The 17,120-nt window shown below is 63.1% G+C and carries 18 protein-coding genes; 1 reads left to right on the plus strand and 17 read right to left on the minus strand.

Translation table 11 applies throughout. From position 1 onward, the window contains the following. Window positions 1-136 precede the first annotated feature (136 nt). The 10 genes from PXK07_RS09535 to PXK07_RS09580 all read right to left on the minus strand — a co-directional run bounded on the left by PXK07_RS09535 (window position 137) and on the right by PXK07_RS09580 (window position 9,606). Window positions 137-955 carry a DUF2189 domain-containing protein gene (locus PXK07_RS09535; RefSeq protein ID WP_274848001.1) on the minus strand — a complete coding sequence of 273 codons (819 nt, stop codon included), beginning with the start codon at window positions 953-955 and terminating at the stop codon, window positions 137-139. A gap of 339 nt (window positions 956-1,294) precedes the next feature. Next, window positions 1,295-2,080, minus strand: a complete 786-nt coding sequence (locus tag PXK07_RS09540) for a creatininase family protein (protein WP_274848002.1) — start codon at window positions 2,078-2,080, stop codon at window positions 1,295-1,297. After that, window positions 2,081-2,995 carry an isopenicillin N synthase family dioxygenase gene (locus PXK07_RS09545; RefSeq protein ID WP_274848003.1) on the minus strand — a complete coding sequence of 305 codons (915 nt, stop codon included), beginning with the start codon at window positions 2,993-2,995 and terminating at the stop codon, window positions 2,081-2,083. Between the two features lie 18 nt (window positions 2,996-3,013). After that, window positions 3,014-3,613 (minus strand): NAD(P)H-dependent oxidoreductase, encoded by a 600-nt coding sequence (locus PXK07_RS09550; protein ID WP_274848004.1) that lies wholly within the window; start codon window positions 3,611-3,613, stop codon window positions 3,014-3,016. Continuing rightward, on the minus strand, window positions 3,613-4,191 hold the full coding sequence (locus PXK07_RS09555) for an NAD(P)H-dependent oxidoreductase (RefSeq protein ID WP_274848005.1): 579 nt from the start codon (window positions 4,189-4,191) through the stop codon (window positions 3,613-3,615). The genes PXK07_RS09550 and PXK07_RS09555 overlap by 1 nt, the downstream gene beginning before the upstream one ends. Then, a complete protein-coding gene (locus PXK07_RS09560; protein ID WP_274848006.1) occupies window positions 4,191-5,615 on the minus strand; it encodes an FAD-binding oxidoreductase in 1,425 nt (474 codons plus the stop codon). The genes PXK07_RS09555 and PXK07_RS09560 overlap by 1 nt, the downstream gene beginning before the upstream one ends. A 1-nt stretch (window position 5,616) precedes the next feature. After that, on the minus strand, window positions 5,617-6,891 hold the full coding sequence (locus tag PXK07_RS09565; protein ID WP_274848007.1) for a cytosine deaminase: 1,275 nt from the start codon (window positions 6,889-6,891) through the stop codon (window positions 5,617-5,619). 3 nt (window positions 6,892-6,894) lie between these two features. Continuing rightward, window positions 6,895-7,773 (minus strand): ABC transporter permease, encoded by an 879-nt coding sequence (locus PXK07_RS09570; protein WP_274848008.1) that lies wholly within the window; start codon window positions 7,771-7,773, stop codon window positions 6,895-6,897. After that, complete coding sequence (locus tag PXK07_RS09575) at window positions 7,770-8,555, minus strand: ABC transporter ATP-binding protein (protein ID WP_274848009.1); 786 nt, start codon at window positions 8,553-8,555, stop codon at window positions 7,770-7,772. Before PXK07_RS09575 ends, PXK07_RS09570 begins: the two co-directional genes overlap by 4 nt. A 55-nt stretch (window positions 8,556-8,610) precedes the next feature. After that, a complete protein-coding gene (locus PXK07_RS09580; RefSeq protein ID WP_274848010.1) occupies window positions 8,611-9,606 on the minus strand; it encodes an ABC transporter substrate-binding protein in 996 nt (331 codons plus the stop codon). Window positions 9,607-9,706: 100 nt separating this feature from the next. Here PXK07_RS09580 and PXK07_RS09585 point away from each other — a divergent pair, with 100 nt between their 5' ends. Then, entirely contained in the window at window positions 9,707-10,096 is a 390-nt protein-coding gene (locus PXK07_RS09585; protein WP_274848011.1) for a RidA family protein, read from the plus strand. Between the two features lie 35 nt (window positions 10,097-10,131). Here PXK07_RS09585 and PXK07_RS09590 read toward each other — a convergent pair whose 3' ends face one another. From PXK07_RS09590 to narI, 7 genes are all read right to left on the minus strand, one after another. Continuing rightward, complete coding sequence (locus PXK07_RS09590) at window positions 10,132-11,121, minus strand: isopenicillin N synthase family dioxygenase (RefSeq protein ID WP_274848012.1); 990 nt, start codon at window positions 11,119-11,121, stop codon at window positions 10,132-10,134. A gap of 1,393 nt (window positions 11,122-12,514) precedes the next feature. Beyond that, window positions 12,515-13,036, minus strand: coding sequence for a DUF2478 domain-containing protein (locus PXK07_RS09595; RefSeq protein WP_274848013.1), 522 nt, complete (start codon window positions 13,034-13,036; stop codon window positions 12,515-12,517). A gap of 12 nt (window positions 13,037-13,048) precedes the next feature. Then, window positions 13,049-14,326, minus strand: a complete 1,278-nt coding sequence (locus PXK07_RS09600; RefSeq protein ID WP_274848014.1) for a molybdopterin molybdotransferase MoeA — start codon at window positions 14,324-14,326, stop codon at window positions 13,049-13,051. Continuing rightward, entirely contained in the window at window positions 14,323-14,955 is a 633-nt protein-coding gene (locus PXK07_RS09605) for a carbonic anhydrase (RefSeq protein ID WP_274848015.1), read from the minus strand. The genes PXK07_RS09600 and PXK07_RS09605 overlap by 4 nt, the downstream gene beginning before the upstream one ends. After that, window positions 14,945-15,514: a hemerythrin domain-containing protein gene (locus PXK07_RS09610; protein WP_274848016.1), complete on the minus strand. Its 570-nt coding sequence runs from the start codon at window positions 15,512-15,514 to the stop codon at window positions 14,945-14,947. Before PXK07_RS09610 ends, PXK07_RS09605 begins: the two co-directional genes overlap by 11 nt. A gap of 20 nt (window positions 15,515-15,534) precedes the next feature. Then, window positions 15,535-16,329, minus strand: a complete 795-nt coding sequence (locus PXK07_RS09615) for a peptidylprolyl isomerase (RefSeq protein ID WP_274848144.1) — start codon at window positions 16,327-16,329, stop codon at window positions 15,535-15,537. 5 nt (window positions 16,330-16,334) lie between these two features. Beyond that, a complete protein-coding gene (narI, locus tag PXK07_RS09620; protein ID WP_109565322.1) occupies window positions 16,335-17,120 on the minus strand; it encodes a respiratory nitrate reductase subunit gamma in 786 nt (261 codons plus the stop codon).

Consider the following 17,120-nt stretch of genomic DNA (forward strand, 5'->3'; position numbering starts at 1 on the left):
CAAAATGCGCGCCCTTAGGATCGGCTCAACACTGCAGCCACAAGCGCCATTGCCGCGAAAGCGGCTTCGTCCAAGGGTCGAAAGCGATGCGTTGTCATCACGAACACGCGTTCGCTTCACAGCGTGATTGGACAGATCACCCCTTCGTTGTCCGCACAGCCCGCTGATAAAGATGCCATGTCGTGTGGCCCAGGATTGGCAGGGTAAAGATCAGCCCCAAAAACGCCGGAACCAGCGACAGCAGCATGGTGACCGCGATGATCGCCGCCCAGGTGAGCATGACCATCGGACTCTCCTTGACGACACGAATGGAGGTGAGCATCGCGGAAATGAAATCCATTTCCCGGTCGAGCAACATAGGCATGGCGACGACGGTCACCGAGAACAGCACTGCAGACAGAAAGGCACCGACGCAGGTGCCAATGGCAAGGAAGGTCCAGCCCTCCGGCGTGAAGAATATGGTGTTCAGGAAACCGTCCAGATCCGAGAAGGACGAATCTTGCAGCACGATCACAAGCACTGTCCGAAATTGGTAGAACCACACCCAGAAAATGAACAGGGTGACAAAGGCCATCCAGCCCATCTCGCGCTTGCGCTGGCGGGCCATGACGGTGAGGATGTCAGACCAGCCGAAGCTCACATCGTTCTGCAGTCTGCGGGACATCTCATAAAGCCCGGCGGCGGCGAAAGGCGCGATCAGCGGAAAACCCACGGAAACGGGAATGATCATCCATACCTTTCCGAGCCAGACCAGGCTCCAAACAACCAGAATCCCGAAGACCCCGTAGAACAGACCAAAGAAACCACTCATGACGGGGCGTGCCAGAAAGTCGGAAAGCCCGGCCTGAAGCGACGCCTTGATATCATGCGCCGTTACCCTGTTGACCTCAGGCATGGTCGATTGCTGCGGCGCCCGATTGTCCGGTTGCGGGGAACCTGTGGTCTTGGATGTCATCTGCACGCCTCCCAAGTCAGGCCAGCACGCTGCTCCGTTGGCCATCGAAGAGGCAATGAAAAAGGCATCCCTCTTCCACCTGTAACTTTGCATGAAGTCCGTCAGGCGGGCAAGGAGCGGACATCGCAGTAAGGCCCTGCATGCCCGGAATGATGGGTCGCACCATGGTAGACTGAAGGCATGGCACAGATTCTGAGCGGGCAGTTCGTTTAGGCGCCGCGATGCCGTTGAACTCTCTTCCCATGCGATGGCAATCGCACGGACTTCTGTCGATGGCCGGAGTGAAGACTGCCAGATCGCGGTGGCACTCGGTCTGGTGCTGGACCATGCGCCAGTGGTTTAGGACAGCGCGGCGGGGGCCGTTGGGACGGGCATTTCTCTCACCTGGCGCAACAGGTCGATAAAGCCCGCCACTTGGTGATCGCGGGTGCTGTAGCCCTTGTCGGCGGTGGCAGCGGAGGCATCACCCACGGTTCCGTCCGGGTTCAGGTCAGAGGCGATCCAGCCGCGGCTGATCGCGCCGGTGGGGGCGATGGGATCGCTTTCGGCCTGGGATTTGAAATCCCGTGCCTTGGACATGTCCACGCGGTCGCCCCACATTGCCAGCATCAAAGAGGTCTCGATATCGCCGCCATGGATGCCGAAGGCGCGTTCCGAGGGGCCATAGAGGCCTTCTGGATAGCCGAAGCTGCCCCACTGGCACTTGACGGCCAGCATCCCCGCTTGCACGCGCAATTCGCGCGACAGGATGGAGATCAGGTCAAGATTGCCGCCGTGGCTGTTGATGATGACGATCTTCTTGAAGCCCGCGCGAGCGACGGAGAGACCGATCTCGGTCCAGGCGGCCAGCGCCGTGGCTGCGGTCAGGGTCAGGGTGCCCTGCGCCCAGAGGTGTTCGTTGGACTTACCGACCGCCTGAATGGGCAGGATCCATGGGTCAAGATCCTCGGGGCAGGTGGCGCGAAAGGCGTCGAGCATGCCGCTCATGATCATCGTGTCGGTGCCCACGGGAAGGTGCGGCCCGTGCTGTTCAATGGCCGCAGTGGGCAGGATCGCAATGTCCGTCTCGGGATTGATGGCTTTGAAGTCGGGGGCGCGGCGATCGGCCCAGTCCAGCTGTCTCATTCAGGCTCCAAGGGGTTTGTAGGTCGCATCAAGGCGTGAGCGCAGGTAGTCGGCGGCGGTGATGGCGGGGTAGCGCGCCTCCCCGGTGCCGGGCAGGGCTTCGATCACGCTGTCGGGGTTGGGATCAAGGAAGAAGGCAATCGAGCGCCGCGCACGCGGCGGAGCAAGTACGCGGTGGGGCGTGGAGATATAGGTGCGGTTCGACCAGCGCATCAGGCAGTCACCGATATTGACGATGAAGGCGCCGTCAACGGCGGGCACATCCATCCAGTCTTGGCCGCGTGGTTTCACCTGTAGCCCCGGCGCGCCGTCGGTCATCAATAGCGTGATGGAGCCATAGTCGGTATGGGCACCTGCGCCGATGCCTTCGCCGCTCGGGTCGGCGGGGTAGGAGAGCATCCGCAGCGTTGCCATCGGCGCATCGAAATGGGCGTCGAAATAGTCGAGCGGCAGGCCAAGATCGGCGGCAAAGGCGCGATGGAGCGCGATGCCCATGGATTGCACCGCGTCGAAATAGGCGAGCGCGGTGGCTTTGAACCCGGGCAGATCGGGCCAGATATTGACCCCGCGAAATGGCTCGCCCGCCAGCACGCGGGGATCATCGGGGGCAAGGTCGAAGCCGACATTGAAGGCCTGTTTCTGGTCGATTTGCCCCGAGGTCTCGTCCAGGCTTTCGGTGCCCATGGCGGCCCAGCCGCGGTTGTGGGGGTTGTTCGAGATGGCCAGCGGGCGCTTCTGCGCGTCGGGAAGGGCAAAGAAGGCGTCGGCCTGCTGGAACATCTGCGCGATCAGCTCCGCTGCCACGGGGTGGTTTTCGATGACAAAGAACCCGTGGTCGCGACAGGTCCTGCCGAGTTTGGCGGCAAAGCTCTCGGGGCTTTGGAGGAACTCGCCCCAGTCAAGGATCGGAACCATGCTGTGTCCTTTCAATGCTTAGGCGCGCAACAGGCGGTCGACCTTGGCGCCGACCCGCTTGAGGTGCCTGGCGCGACTCTCAGGGGTGGAGCTGTCCATGCGGTAGTGGGCGGCAAAGGCGGTGCGGCAGGTTCTGGCGCAGATCAGCCTCAGCCCGCGCAACAATGTGCGCCGCCCCGGCGCGCCGATGAACCAGGTCAAATGCCGACTGGCGCCGCAGGTTGTGAAGACGCCAAGGCGGGTGATGTGGGTGAGGGCGGGGCGGATGTCACCGCCTTCCGGGGGCGGCAGGTGGAAGGCCACGCCTGAGACCAGCACGCGGTCGAGCCAGCCTTTCAGCATCGCCGGCAGCCCATACCACCATGTCGGGTAGACAAAGATCAGCGTGTCGCACCATTTGAGCGCCTCGCAATGCTCCTCGACGCCTTTCTGATTGAGGTACTCATCCTCTATGAACTCCAGCCCCTGGGCGCTCAGGCGTGGATCGAACCCGCTTGCATAAAGGTCGATGAGGCGCGCCTCGGCACCTGCCGCCTTGATGCGCTCCATCACCAGATCGCGGATCGCGGCGTTGTAGCTCTGGGTGCGGGGATGGGCGTAGACGACGAGGACCCGCATCAAAACGCCTCCATCTCGCGGCGCACGTGCTCAAGGTGCGCGGTCAGTTGCGGCTCTGTGTTGTTGTTCATATCGTAAAGCGCGATGTAGCGTTTCCTGGGCATCCCGCAGGCATACCAGACGTGGCGGGTGACGCATTTTCGCGGCGGATCACCATTGAGAAACGCGCGAAACCGCGTGCCGCCGTAGGTGGTGCATGCGGCGAGTTTCTTGATGTTGGTAAGGCCGGGGCGGACACCTCCATGGGCCAGTTTGAAGCTGACCCCGGGCAGGAAGACCCTGTCGAGAAAGCCCTTGAGAATGGCGGGGTAACCGAAGTTCCAGACGGGGAAGACCATGACCATCGCCTCCGCGGCCTGAAGCCTTTCGACATAGGGGCGGACAGGCTCGATGTTGCTCGGCTCGTCGTGATATTCGCGCCGCTCGATTTCCGAGAGCACGGGGTAGAACCCTTCGGCATTGAGATCGAGATCATCGACCTCGTGGCCCTGGGCCGTCAGCGTATCGACCACCACCCGATGCACCGCAGCATTATAGCTGTCGGGGACGGGGTGGGCGAAGAGGACGAGAACGCGCATCACGCGTCCTCCGTGGGCAAGGGCGTCATGCCCGGATAGGCGTAGATGTCCTTGAAATCGAAATCGGGGGTCTCAAACGAGATCATCTTGCCAGGGTTCAATAGCCCTTTTGGATCGGCCTCTTTCTTGAAGGACAGTTGGCGTTCGTCGGAGTGTTGGCGCCCGCCCTCTTCCAGCGTGTAGCGGTGCGGGTTGAAGATCAGCGCGCCCGCCTCCTCGTGGATGCGGATGATCTCGTCAAGGCGCTCTTCCGTGGTGAACTTGACCATCGTCAGGCCCGCGAAGGCGACCTTGCCGTTCATGCGGATGGCCTCGAGGTGCTGGATCAGCTCATCGCCGAACGCGGCGCGGATCTTCTCGATCAGTTCCTTGTGGTCGGGGAAGCCGTAGCGCACTTGCAGATAGGTGATCTCGGGGTTCACCTTAAGCGCGCGCAGGGTGGTGTGGTTCCAGCCGTACTCAAACGCAACGCCAGGGCTGCGGGGCCAGTCGTTGTCGTCGGAGCGGTAGATCAGGCTGAGGTCGTCGCGGCGGCCAAGGTAGGTGATCAGCGCATCCATCGCATGGGGGGCGACCATCAGCCCGACCATGTGATCGTCCTCTTCCACATAGGCTTCCATGCGTTTGAAATAGGCCTTCGCCGTTGGCGCCTCGAAGACGGAGGCGAGTTTCAGCAGGATGCCGTCCTCATTGGCGAGGTCTTCGGCGCAGGTCATGGCCGCACCGAAGTCTTTGGTTGTGATGAAGCAATGCACCCAGTCGTAGGCGGGCGCGAGCGGCAGCTCGAGCTCGGTGATGATGCCGTTGGTGCCGTAGCCGTGGGAGACGCGGGCCAGTTCCTCGCCGCGAAACTCGAGGATGCGGGGCTCTTCCTCCATGGTCACAACGCGCAGACGGATGATGTTGCCGAGGTCGCGAAGCTGGCCCCAAGTGACGGAGCCGACCCCGCCCGAGCCGCCCGCGACGAAGCCGCCAACGGTGGCCGTGGCCCATGTCGAGGGCATCATGCGAGACTCGTATCCACAGGCTTCGATGCAATGGGCGTCGAGATCCTTGAGCACACAGCCCGGTTCGACAATGACCCGCCCCGGCTCGCAGGAGATGACCTTGTTCATATGGACCAGATGCATCACGCAGCCGCCGCGTATGGGCATGGCCTGGCCGTAGTTGCCCGTGCCTGCACCACGGGTGGTGACCGGCACGTTGTGGGCGTAGCAGGTCTTGAGCACCTCGATCACCTCGGCCTCGGATTTCGGGCGCACGACGAAGTCGGCCACGAGGTGATCCATGCGGGTCTTGAGCACGGGGGAGTACCAGAAGAAATCGCGCGAGGCGCGTTTGATCGCGTTCTCGTTTTCCTCGATGTCGAGGTGGGCAAGGGCGGCTTTGGCGGCGGCGATGTCGGGGGTGGGAAGGGTCGTCATGTCAGGCCTCAAAAAGGTGGTCGAGTTCAGCGTAGTCGGGCAGGGTGCGATCGATCTGGACCCCGTCACGCAGCACGATGCGGTCGGATTGCGGGCGGGCCATCAGCTCGGTCCAGGTGCGGGCGCGGGCGATGACAAGATCAGCAGGGGCGCCCGGGATGATCTGCCCCACGTCGAGGCCCATGGCAGCTGCAGGGGTCGCGGTGAAGGCATTGAACCAGTCGGTATCGGAGTGATCGAGATGGGCAATGCGGGTCGCCTCGCGCATCACTTCCAGCATGTCGAGATCGCCATAGGCGTAGAAGGGATCGCGGGTGTTGTCGGAGGCAAAGCTCACGGGGATGCCCCGGGCCTTCATCTCGTGGACGAGGGTGACGCCGCGCCCGCGTGGGGTACGGCCCGTATTGCGGTCTTGCAGATACATGTTGCACATCGGTAGGCTGACCACGTCCAGCCCCGCTTCGGCGACCTTGTCGAGCGTGTCAAGCGCGCGGGCCTCCGCTTGGGTCGAGAGCGAGCAGAGGTGGCCAACCTGCACCCGGCCCGAATAGCCCGTGGCCAGTTTCGCATCGCAAATGTCGCGCAGGGTCTCGAAACTGGGGTCCATCGTCTCATCAACGTGGAAGTCGGTGTCGAGGCCACGCTCGGCGGCGATTTCGAAGAAGCGGCGCAAAAAGGCATCAAGCCCGTCCATGGGCAGCGTGACCATGCCCAGCACGCCGCCATGTTCAGCCACCAGATCGGCGGTGCGCAGGAAGCGGCCGTCGATATCGGTGACGATGGAGGTGGAGAGCGACGATCCTTGCAGCGTGATTTTCCCCGCCCATTTCTCGCGCAGTTCAGACAGCACCGGCCAGGAAATCTCGTCCTGCGGCGGGATGCAATCGAGGTGGGTCCGGATCGCCTTGGTGCCATGAGCATAGGCGCAGCGCAGGGAGAAATCGGCGCGGGTAAAGACGTCCTCGGCCTTCCAGTTGGCGTGATCCTCGGCGACCGTGTCCTTTGCGCCCCAGAAGGTGCCGTCCGGATTGGAGGCGCGCGGCAGGATGTGGCCCTTGTCGAGGTGGGTGTGGGCATCGACGAAGGCGGGCATGACGAATGCGCCCTTCATGTCGATGATTTCGATGCCCTCGGGCACGGTGCCGATGGCGGCGATCTTGCCGTCCTGCACGGTGATCGACGTGCGGGTCAGATCGCCCTCTTGGCCAAGCGCGCAGGTGGGGAGGGTCACGTTTTGGAGCGTGAATTCGCCCGTGGGAAGTGTCTTGAAGTCCATGGGTTAGTCTCGTTTGAGGGCGCTTTCGTGCCAGCGGAAAAGGAGGAGATGGGAGATCAGGCTCATCAGGCCGAAGATCACGACCCCCATGACGGAGATCAGGATCAGCGCCCCATAGAGCCGTCCGAAGTTGAAGCGGTAGGAGGCTTCGAGCAGGGTGGAGGCAAGGCCCAGACCCGTGCCAGAACGGCCGATGACGAACTCGGCGACCACCGCCCCGATCAGCGCCAGCCCGCCCGCGATCTTCAGCCCGCCGAGGAAGTAGGGCAGGGCGGAAGGGGCTGCGAGAAAGCGCAGGCGCTGCCAGCGGGTCGCGCCATAGATCGAGAAGAGGTCTTCGAGATTATGGTCGGTCGATTTCAGCCCGATGGTCGTGTTCGACAGGATCGGGAAGAAGGCGACGATCCAGGCGCAGAGCAGGGCCGCAAGAAAGGCACTGTCGACGTAGATCTGCAACAGCGGCGCAATGGCGACCACGGGGGTGACCTGCAGGATCACCGCGTAGGGAAACATCGCCATCTCGACCCAGCGGGACTGGGTGAAGGCCACGGCAATGGAAAGCCCGCCGAACACGGCGAGCAGGAGCGCAAGCAGCGTGAGCCGCCCCGTGGTGACCATTGCAGGCCAGAGCAGCGCCCAATCCTCGACCAGCGTCTTGGCGATCAGCAGCGGCGAGGGAAGGATGTAATGAGGGATTTCGGCGAGGGTCACATAGGCCTGCCAGCCGCCGATGAAGGCGACCATGACGAGCGAGGGCAACAGCCAGCGGGCAATGGCGGCCACCTTGGCGCGGCGGGCCCGGCGTTCTTCGTCAAGATCGATGGCGGGTTTGGCAGAGCTGTCTGGGGCGGTGGTATCGGGGAGGGTGTCTGTCGCGCTCATGCGGCGACCTCCATGGCAAAATGCAGCGCATCCGAAGCCTCGCGCGCATAGGCGGTGTATTCCGGCGAGGTGCGGAACGCTTCGGTGCGCGGGTAGGGGGCGGCGACCTCAAGCTCGCGGATGACACGGCCCGGGCGTGCGGCCATGACCACGATGCGGTCCGACAGAAAGACGGATTCAAAGACGGAGTGGGTGACGAAAACAACCGTGCAGCCCACGGCATCGCGGAGCGCCAGGAGGTCGTTGTTGAGCTTGTGGCGGCTGATCTCGTCAAGCGCCGCGAAAGGCTCGTCCATCAGGATCAGGCGCGGTTTGGTGACCATTGCGCGGGCGATGGAGACGCGCATCTTCATGCCGCCCGACAGTTCGCGCGGATAGGCGTTTTGGAATTTCTCGAGACCGACGAGCTTGAGCGCGGCCAGCACCTCGTCCTTCACCTGCCCATAGGTCTTGCCGCGCAGGCGGTAGGGCAGCCAGACATTGTCCTTGATCCGGGCCCAGGGCATCAGGGTCGGCTCTTGGAAGACGACACCGAGGTCGCCCTCGCCTTGTCCGCCCTGCCAGGTGATGGAGCCGGAGGTCGGGTGCATCAGCCCCGCGATCAGGCGCAGCGCTGTGGACTTGCCACAGCCCGAGGGGCCGAGGAGGGAGATGAAATCGCCCTGATTGACGGTGAGATTCATGTCGTTGAGCGCGATGACATTGCCGCGGAAGGTCTTGTTGATGTGCGTCATCTTCAGTAGCTCGGGGCGCTCGCCCAGAGGGGCACGTTTGAGGGGCATTGGTGGTCTCCGAAAACGGGGGGCGCAGCGCGCGCCCCCTTGGTGGTGGGGCGGCTTACTTCACAAGATCCATGCCGAGGCCCTTGCCGACGAAGGCGGTGGTGTAGCCCGCCGAGTAGTCCAGGCCCGCCTCGAAGACGCCTGCCTCCACGAGCTTGGCGTAGAAATCGTCGACCTTCGCGTCGGTGATCACGCCGATGCCCATAGTCTCCGCGTCGCCCGAAATGAGGATGCCTTCGGACTTCATCTTGTCGATCGCGTAGTCGATCTTGTCCTGGGTCATCTCGGGGTTGTCGGCCATGATCATCTCGTTGGCCGCCGCGTTGTCGCCATAGAGGTAGTTGTACCAGCCCAGGATCGAGCCCTCGACGAAGCACTTCACCTCTTCGGGCTTTTCATCAACGGTGGCGGCCATGGTTTCGATGGTGGTCGAATAGGTCGAATAGCCCGCATCCGCGATCAGGAAGACATCGGGGGTGAAGCCGCCTTCTTTCTCGATGAGGTAGGGTTCGGAGGAGAGATAGCCCTGCATCGCCATGTTCTCGTCGGCAAGGAAAGGCGCGGGGTTGAAGGTATAGGGTTCGCGTTGCTCGGCGGTGAAGCCATAGGCGGCCATCATCCACTGGTAGAAGCCCTGGAAGCCGTTGTCGCCGATCAACAGGGTCAGATCCTTGAGGTCCTCGAAGGTTTCCGCCTTGCCCGGATGGGTGATGAGCACCTGAGGGATCTTCTGGAACGAGGCGGCAACGGCGACGATCGGGATACCTTCCTTGGCGGCGTTGAAGACGCCTGTGAGGTCGGAGCCCATGTGATAGTCAAGCTTGCCCGCCAGGAGCAGCGCGCGGTTGTTGACCTGCGGGCCGCCCTGCACGATCGACACGTCCAGGCCGCAGGCCGCGTAGGTGCCGTCGGCGGCAGCCTGATAAAAGCCGCCGTGTTCGGCCTGGGCCAGCCAGTTGGAACCGAAGGTTACCGGGGTGCCCTCGGCAAGTGCGCCCGTGGCGGCGGTGGCAAGCGCCGTGGCGGCGGTCAGTGCAGTGGTCAGTTTCATGTGCGTCGTCTCCTTGTTGAACGTTTTGGTTTTTTTGGTCTTATTGGTGGGAACACGGGGGCGGTGGTGCGCCCGCAGTCCTCACAGATGGGAAGATGAGATGATCAAGAGCGTGACCCCGGGCGATATGGCGCCGCCCTTTGCCCGCTATGCCCATGGCGTGGTCGATGTGCGTGCGGGGGTGCTGATGACCTCGGGGCAGTTGGCGCTTGATCTTGACGGCACGATCCCCGAAGGGGCAGAGGCACAGGCCGCGTTGATCTTCGCCAACCTCGAGAAAATCCTGACAGAGGGCGGCACCGACAAGGCGCATGTGCTGAAGCTCCACGCCTATGTCACCGATCGCGCCCATATGGCGGGCTACATGGTCGCGCGGGATGCCTGGCTCGCGGATATTCCGCATCTGCCCGCCTCGACGCTGATGATCGTGAGCGGCTTTACCCGCCCCGAATTCGTGGTCGAGATCGAGGTCACGGCCAGCATGCCCTAGGCCCAGGGCCCGGCAGGAGATCGCAGCCACCCGCATCACGTCTTGCTGAAGTTGGCGCCAAGGCGCATCTGGATGTAGTCGTGGCCGGTGATCGGCGCGTAGAGATTTTCGGGGCCTTGCAGGACCGTATCCATATTGGCCTGCGCGAAATAGGCGATGGAGTAGCGCGGCCCGAGGCTTTCGCCCTCTTGCGGCATGCGCACGCGGTGCAGGTTGGAGAGCAGCTTGTCGTCGGTCCAGCGCATCAGCATGTCGCCGATGTTGCAGGTGATGACGCCACCCACGGGCGGCACATCGGTCCAGCCCAGGGCGCGCCCCTCGCTGTCCTTGCCGGGGCAGACCTGCAGGCCGCCCTGGCCCTGTTTCTGGTGCAAAAGGGTGAGGCAGTCAAAATCGGTATGGGCGCCCGCCCGCCAGAATTTGAAGTCCTCCGGGCTGGCGTCCTCCATGCCGAGGTAGTGGATCAGGCGCAGGGTGGATTGATACTGCGGCGACAGCGGGTCATGGCCGTCGGTGAACGTGTCGGGGGCAAAGCCGAGCTTGTCGCCGAAGCATGACAGAACCCGCATCGCCAGCGCCCAGTTCATCCGCTCGAAGGCGAGCATGGTCGGTTTGAAATCAGGCACCTGCGCGCCCGAGGGCCAGAGCCCCGCCATGCGGGGCAGGGTGATCTGATAGCTTTCCTTCTGGTCGGCGGTGCCCGTCGAGGGGCGCACCTGCGCCTTGAACTCCCAGCCCGCATTGGTGCCGGGTTTGAGGGGGAAGGCGGATTTGCTCTCGGCGTCGAGGTCGAAGAAGGCCGCGGAGCGCGCGAAGGCGTCATCGATCAGCGACTGCGGGATGCCGTGGCCCGTAAGTTGGAAGAAGCCGATGTCGGTGGCCGCATCCCACAGCTCGGCGGTGATCTGGTCGCGGCGTGCGTGGAAATCGGACATGTCGATTTGCGGGATATCCCGCTCGATGACGGTTCCGAGCCCACCAATGCGGCTCTCTTTTTGCAACTCTTTCAAAGGCGTCGTGCCCATTACATACCCTCCTTGTCCGCACGCGGCTTCTGGCGTGAGGTTGAAAAAGGGAGCAATGACCTGCGCATGGGGCGCTGCCTGCTTCTACTCCGGTTTGTCGTCGTGGCTGCCCAAATGGGCAGACCTGTGGATGTCGGGGAGGCGCGCCGTTTTGGTGATGTCCCGCCCCTGGCAGAGCGCGTGGCAGAGTGCGTGATTATGCGTGTCTCACACAGGACGTATGCGTTTCCCTCGTCCCTTCACGCTAGACTGAAGAAATTCTAGCTGTCCTCTTCGCACATGCAGAAAAGACGCTGCGCAGCAGCAATCTGCCCGCAAAGCGAGCGAAAATTCTTTCGGATGGCAATAATTCAGGCCGAGTTCGGATGGTTGTGCGGGCCAGATCAGCGCGGTCAGCCGGGGCCCAGGCGATGCAGACGTGCCGACTCGCCCCCCTGCGTGCGCCCCCATGGGCGGCACCTTGCATGGCCTTGGGACCTCCCCTGTCGTGCAATGCGACAAGCGGAAGCAAAGAGGACGCCGTGTTGCAGCGATGTTCAATTGGACGAAGCTCGGGTATCGGCCGAGTGCGCTTTGCCATCCGGTGCAGCCTGGGAAAACGCCGCAGGATTATGGGATAGTGGGCGCCCTCTGGATAGAATTGCAGCTGAACTGACCCGTATCCAATTCCTCGAGGGGCCTTGCCATGCCACTTTCCGAAATCCTGGTTCGCATTGTTGCGCTTTTCACCGGCACAAAAGACACCGTCCGATGTGCCACGCCCCTCGTAAGAAAGAGCGCTGGCGCCTCACGTGAAACCGTCGAGCAACAGCGGCCCAATCCTGACGAATTGGATGAAGTTCAGAGCAGCGCAGAGAGCACATCAGGCCCAGCGGAAGCTCCGAATCGGAGAGACAATATCAACTAAGCTCGTCCGGCGAGCCCCTGTTTGGTGTGAGAATGTCCAGAGTCAGTGCGCCTGAGGACGATCTGGCGCTTGTCGCCCAAGATAGCATCCAAGCGCAAATCAGTTGGCGAGTATTTTGGCGAGTAGGGTGCTGAAATCGCCAATTTTTCCAATGATTTCAATGGTGGGTGGCGGAGGGGATGGAACCGGCGTCGAACGTTCTCTACCATCTAAGCTATTGTTATTATTGAGCCGCACAATGGATCGGGCGATCTCCCGATACTATCACGACTGGCAGCGAAACGGGTGAGCCGCTGGCGCGACAGCTTCTTCAAGACCATCAAGGTCCCGTCAGTCAACGTGGACGTGGTCACATACGTTCGCCACAAATAGTGCGGCATGTGCCCGACCCATCTCGGAAAGTGGGCAGAACAGTCCTTATTGCAGCGACCGCCGTGCACGCAATTCCCGAAGGCAAAGAAATCAGATCGGAATCATTGGGCGTGATCAGATCAGTTCGTCCGCCGAAGCTGTCACCTCGTTCACCCAAGCCATCAGCGCTGCGGGTTCGGGTGGCAGCCGGGTTGCCAGCCCATCCGCGAAGTTCTCGAAGGCCGGTCGGTTGAGCGCATTGAGTCCGACCAGTACCGGGATCTGCATCGCGACCGCCTCGGCAATCACGTTGCGGAACCCCCGCCCCTCTGCCTCGTGCTTCCCGAACTTGTTGACAATCAGCAGGTCGGCGCCGGAGGACAGGCTGGCCGCAACCATTGCGACCGCCGTTTCCAGCGCGTCCGGGTCGAGGCGGCACCCCCGCGCCTGCGGGCCACGGTCCTGGCTGATACGCAGAACGGCACCATCAGGCAAGACGCGCACATCCATGTCGCAGGGGCCGGCATCGGCGCGCTCGCTGTTGATCTGGACGGTTCCGCAGCATCTGAGGCCTCGGGCTGCGAGGTCCGCTGCCAGCCGTTCAAGTACCAGATCCGTATCGCCGCGTCCTGGCGCCATAGTGTAGGCAAGTTTCATGTCCGGGCTCCTTCAGGATTGGCAGAATGGTTGGAATTCGACCAGCGCACCGGCTGGCAGACATTCGGCATCGGCGGGCAGAAACATCAGCCCGTCTGCTCGTGAGAGCAGCCCGACACGGGCCGAATGTGTGGCATCCTCGAAACAGACGATCTCGCGACCATGGGCATCGAAACCGGCCAGCGTGGCAGGTCGGAGTTCGCAGCGCCCGGGCTTGCGGCGGATCAGGCCTGCGGTCACGACATGCCGCCGGGTCGGGGTGGGTCCCTCGCCGCTCAGGGCACGGATCAGCGCCAGTCCGAAGACTTGCCATGTGACGAAGGCCGATACTGGGTTGCCGGGCAATCCAAGCCAGTGCGCCTTGCCGATGCGCCCGACCGACACCGGCTTTCCCGGTTTGATCGCGACGCCGCTGAACAGGATTTCGCCGCCAAGTGCCGTGACGGCCGGCTTCACATGGTCTTCTTCGCCCACCGAGATACCGCCTGTGGTGATGACCAGATCGGCCCGCGCCGCCATGTCGCCCAATTGACGGACAAGGCCGGCAAGGTTGTCGGCACCATGATCCGAGGCAACGACGTCAACATCCGCAGCTGAAAGGCTTGCCGTCAACATCGGCATGTTGACGTCCCAGATCTGGGCGGCCTCACGCGCGCCACCAGCGCGGCGCACCTCGTCGCCGGTGACCAGAAGTGCCACGCGCAGCCTGCGCCGAACGCGCAGGATGCCTGCACCGGCGGCGGCACAGGCGGCGATCTCCCTCGGGCCAAGCCTTTGTCCCTTGTCGAAGACGGTCGCGCCGGTGGCCATGTCACTGCCCGCGCGGCGGATGTTCAAACCCGGCTCAGGTCGGCGCGATAGATGAATGACGTCCCTGTCACGCTGAACTTCCTCCTGCATCACGACCGCGTCCGCGCCATCCGGGATTGGTGCGCCCGTGAAGATCCGAGCCGCCACGGCTCCTGCTACCGGTGTCGTCAACGCCTGCCCTGCAGGCACGCGCGCAACGACCGGCAGCACCCAGGGTCCGGCGCCAGTCAGGGCCGATGTGGCGATCGCATAGCCATCCATCGCCGCATTGTCGAAAGCCGGTGCCATGGACCGAGACCGGACCGGCTTGGCGAGAACGCGGCCAAAAGCGTGGTCAAGCGAAAGGGCCTCGGTCCGGCCGATCGGTGCTACATGCCCTGCAATCCGGGTCAGTGCCTCGTCGATGCCGATCAGCGCGTGAAGCATGTCCTGACTGTCACAGCCGCAGCCCGGTGACGTGATGGCTTGATGTATAGTCATTGTACTGCCTCCTCGGTGGATTGGGCGGCCTGGAAGTGCCCGGGACCGATGCTGCAATCGAGATCGCGCAGGCGCCCGTCCTTCAGCCCGTAAATCAGGCCGTGCACGCGGACATCGGCTCCGCGGCGCCATGCCCTCTGCAGGATCGGCGTCTCGCAGACACGCCGCACGCCCTCGACCACATTGAGTTCCGCCAGCCGGTCGCGTTGTGCTTCGAGGTCGGCTTCGCGCCCCAGATCGACCGCGTAAGCGCGGGTCAGGCGCCGGATCGGTTCGAGCCAGTGATCAGCCAGACCATGCGGCAGATCCTCGGTCGCGGCCTTGACCCCGCCGCAGCCATAGTGGCCGCAAACGATGATCTCGCGCACATGCAATGCATCGACCGCGAACTCCAGCGCCGAGAGCAGGTTCATGTCCGAGGAATGAACGATGTTGGCGACGTTGCGATGGACGAATACCTCGCCCGGATCGAGCCCCGCGACCACGTTGGCCGGAACCCGGCTGTCCGAACAGCCGATCCAGAAGAACTCGGGCGCCTGAAGCGCGGCAAGGCGGGTGAAATAGTCAGGCTCCTCGTCGTGACGTTGTTTCGACCACGCCACGTTGCGCGCCAGGAGGTCATTCAGCATCGGTCGTCTCCGGAAAATCTGGCAGCCCACGTCTTGACCGCATGTGTTTCGACAGGTTCCGCAGATCGGCCCGAGTCAACCGGACCCGGGCAATCGGCAAGAGAATTGCGTTCTCGGCAACCAAGTGGCGGCGCACGTGCCCAGCAAACCTGGCTAACACCCCGCGCTCCATGGTGGACAGATCTCCCCCCCGATCAAGGCACCCGGCCAGCATTGCACGCACGTCCGGCAGCAGACGCATCGCCTCATCCTGATCAGCCCTGATCCGGTCGATCACACCTTCGATCGCATCCTCAACCGTGCAGCGCCGGGCAAGAAGCGGGAACAGGTCCTCTGCCTCGTCGCGCAGGTGGACATTCAGTTCCTCGTTCAGAAAGCGCAGCACCGTTGCCACTTCCTGGCGATTGAGAACGGCCACCGTTGCAAGCCGGTCGATCATTGCGCAAACCTGACGCTCGCGCAGGTGGTCTTCGCTGATGAAATCCAGAGGATTAGCAAGCAGGCCCAGGCTCGTCGGCTTCTCACCGCTCCCTCGCAGCAGAGGCTCTGACGGTTGCATGACACGTCCTTTCGCGTGGTTCAGATCGGCGCAAGACTTGCGCCGGTGATGCTCGACTGGTTGGCAAGGCTTTCCACGAACGCCCTCGACGCATCGGCCCAGGCGGCTTTCTCCAGCGCCTGCGCGATCTTGGGGCGAACGGTTTCATAGGGCAGCACCTGCCCAGGCGCCGTCGCGTTCAGGCGGATAATGTGCCAGCCATGCCGCGACAGGACAGGTGCGGGCGTGATGCCCTCATCGGTCAGGGTGCGCAGCGCCGCCTCGAACTCGGGCACGGTGTCGCCCGGACCCAGCTGGCCCAGATGACCGCCGGATGCTTTGGAACCGCAATCGCTGTCGCGGGCTGCAGCGGCGAACCCCTTGGCGTCACCACCAAGCCGCGCCAGCAGGGCAACGGCCCTTGCCTCTGCCAGCCCACGCTCAGTTTCGTCGCGCGGATCGCAGGCACACAGGATATGCGAAACATCCCAGAGCGGTGCCGAACGATATCGGGCAGGGTCCTTCTCCCATTCCGCGCGCACGGCATCTTCGCCGACGGGTGCGATCTTGAGCGCCTCGTCCAGCAGGGCGCGGATCAGGGCTTCGTCGTCCGTCTCAAACCGCCCCGGCGCCAGCTCGAGCGGGTCGGCCGTCAAGCCCCGTCGCTTCGCCTCTTGCAACAGAAGTGCGCGGATGGCCAATGCTTGCGCGGCCTTGCGCCAGGCGATGCCCGGCTTGTCCTTGGGGGCTTCGTGGTTCTGGGCCTCGGCGGCGATTGCCGCCGAGGGGATGGTTTCGCCGTTCACGACGACATCGGGAAACAGGGCCACGTTCATCTGGCTCACTCCGCGGGCGTCGTGGCGGTGGGACCGCGCTTGGCTTGCACCTTGTCATAGGCGCGGCGGCGTTCCTCGAGCGGGCGATGCCGCCGCGATCGTACGATCTGGTACCCCGGCCGCGTCAGAAGGTAGCGGAACGGAGCGGCAAAGCCCGACCAGATGTGCACCAGCCGCGTGAACGGAAACAACGCCGTTATGATCAGACCCAGGAAGATGTGCAGCTTGTAGAGCCAGTGCACGTCGACCACGGTAACCCAGGCGTTGATGTTCCAGCTGACCACGCTCTGCGACCAGGTCATGAAGCGGACCATTTCCGACCCGTCCATGTGCTGCAGTGTCTGGGTGATCGTCAGCAGGCCGATGGCCAGCTGAAGCCAGATCAAAACCATGATCAGGATGTCGGGGAAGGTCGATGTCACGCGGATGCGCGGATCGACCAGGCGGCGATGGATCAGCATGGTCGATCCGATCAGGGCCGCGATGCCGGCGGGCCCACCGATCAGGACCGCCATCCATTGCTTCAGCGCATAGGGAATGCCGATGGCATCCAGGACCCAGATCGGCGTGAAGAGGCCGATAAGGTGCCCGAAGAACACGGTCAGGATGCCGACGTGGAACAGGATCGAGCCCCAGATCAGCTGCTTGCGCCGCAGGAGCTGGCTCGAGGAACTCTTCCAGGTGAAGGGGTCCCGCTCGTAGCGCACGATCGACCCCACGAGGAAGATCGTCAGCGCGACATAGGGCATGACCCCGAAGATGACGAAGTTGATGTCGAAGTCGCCGAACAT

Source organism: Phaeobacter sp. QD34_24, assembly GCF_028890115.1.
GTDB lineage: Bacteria > Pseudomonadota > Alphaproteobacteria > Rhodobacterales > Rhodobacteraceae > Phycobacter.

Bases quoted from the DNA above. Each gene is read 5' to 3' on its own strand.
- PXK07_RS09540 (WP_274848002.1), bottom strand. From the start codon at position 2,080: ATGAGACAGCTGGACTGGGCCGATCGCCGCGCCCCCGACTTCAAAGCC.
- PXK07_RS09610 (WP_274848016.1), bottom strand. From the start codon at position 15,514: ATGCAACCGTCAGAGCCTCTGCTGCGAGGGAGCGGTGAGAAGCCGACG.
- PXK07_RS09560 (WP_274848006.1), bottom strand. From the start codon at position 5,615: ATGACGACCCTTCCCACCCCCGACATCGCCGCCGCCAAAGCCGCCCTT.
- PXK07_RS09595 (WP_274848013.1), bottom strand. From the start codon at position 13,036: ATGAAACTTGCCTACACTATGGCGCCAGGACGCGGCGATACGGATCTG.
- PXK07_RS09545 (WP_274848003.1), bottom strand. From the start codon at position 2,995: ATGGTTCCGATCCTTGACTGGGGCGAGTTCCTCCAAAGCCCCGAGAGC.
- PXK07_RS09535 (WP_274848001.1), bottom strand. From the start codon at position 955: ATGACATCCAAGACCACAGGTTCCCCGCAACCGGACAATCGGGCGCCG.
- PXK07_RS09570 (WP_274848008.1), bottom strand. From the start codon at position 7,773: ATGAGCGCGACAGACACCCTCCCCGATACCACCGCCCCAGACAGCTCT.
- PXK07_RS09585 (WP_274848011.1), top strand. From the start codon at position 9,707: ATGATCAAGAGCGTGACCCCGGGCGATATGGCGCCGCCCTTTGCCCGC.
- PXK07_RS09580 (WP_274848010.1), bottom strand. From the start codon at position 9,606: ATGAAACTGACCACTGCACTGACCGCCGCCACGGCGCTTGCCACCGCC.
- PXK07_RS09590 (WP_274848012.1), bottom strand. From the start codon at position 11,121: ATGGGCACGACGCCTTTGAAAGAGTTGCAAAAAGAGAGCCGCATTGGT.
- narI (WP_109565322.1), bottom strand. From the start codon at position 17,120: ATGTTCGGCGACTTCGACATCAACTTCGTCATCTTCGGGGTCATGCCC.
- PXK07_RS09615 (WP_274848144.1), bottom strand. From the start codon at position 16,329: ATGAACGTGGCCCTGTTTCCCGATGTCGTCGTGAACGGCGAAACCATC.
- PXK07_RS09575 (WP_274848009.1), bottom strand. From the start codon at position 8,555: ATGCCCCTCAAACGTGCCCCTCTGGGCGAGCGCCCCGAGCTACTGAAG.
- PXK07_RS09605 (WP_274848015.1), bottom strand. From the start codon at position 14,955: ATGCTGAATGACCTCCTGGCGCGCAACGTGGCGTGGTCGAAACAACGT.
- PXK07_RS09600 (WP_274848014.1), bottom strand. From the start codon at position 14,326: ATGACTATACATCAAGCCATCACGTCACCGGGCTGCGGCTGTGACAGT.
- PXK07_RS09550 (WP_274848004.1), bottom strand. From the start codon at position 3,613: ATGCGGGTCCTCGTCGTCTACGCCCATCCCCGCACCCAGAGCTACAAC.
- PXK07_RS09565 (WP_274848007.1), bottom strand. From the start codon at position 6,891: ATGGACTTCAAGACACTTCCCACGGGCGAATTCACGCTCCAAAACGTG.
- PXK07_RS09555 (WP_274848005.1), bottom strand. From the start codon at position 4,191: ATGCGCGTTCTCGTCCTCTTCGCCCACCCCGTCCCCGACAGCTATAAT.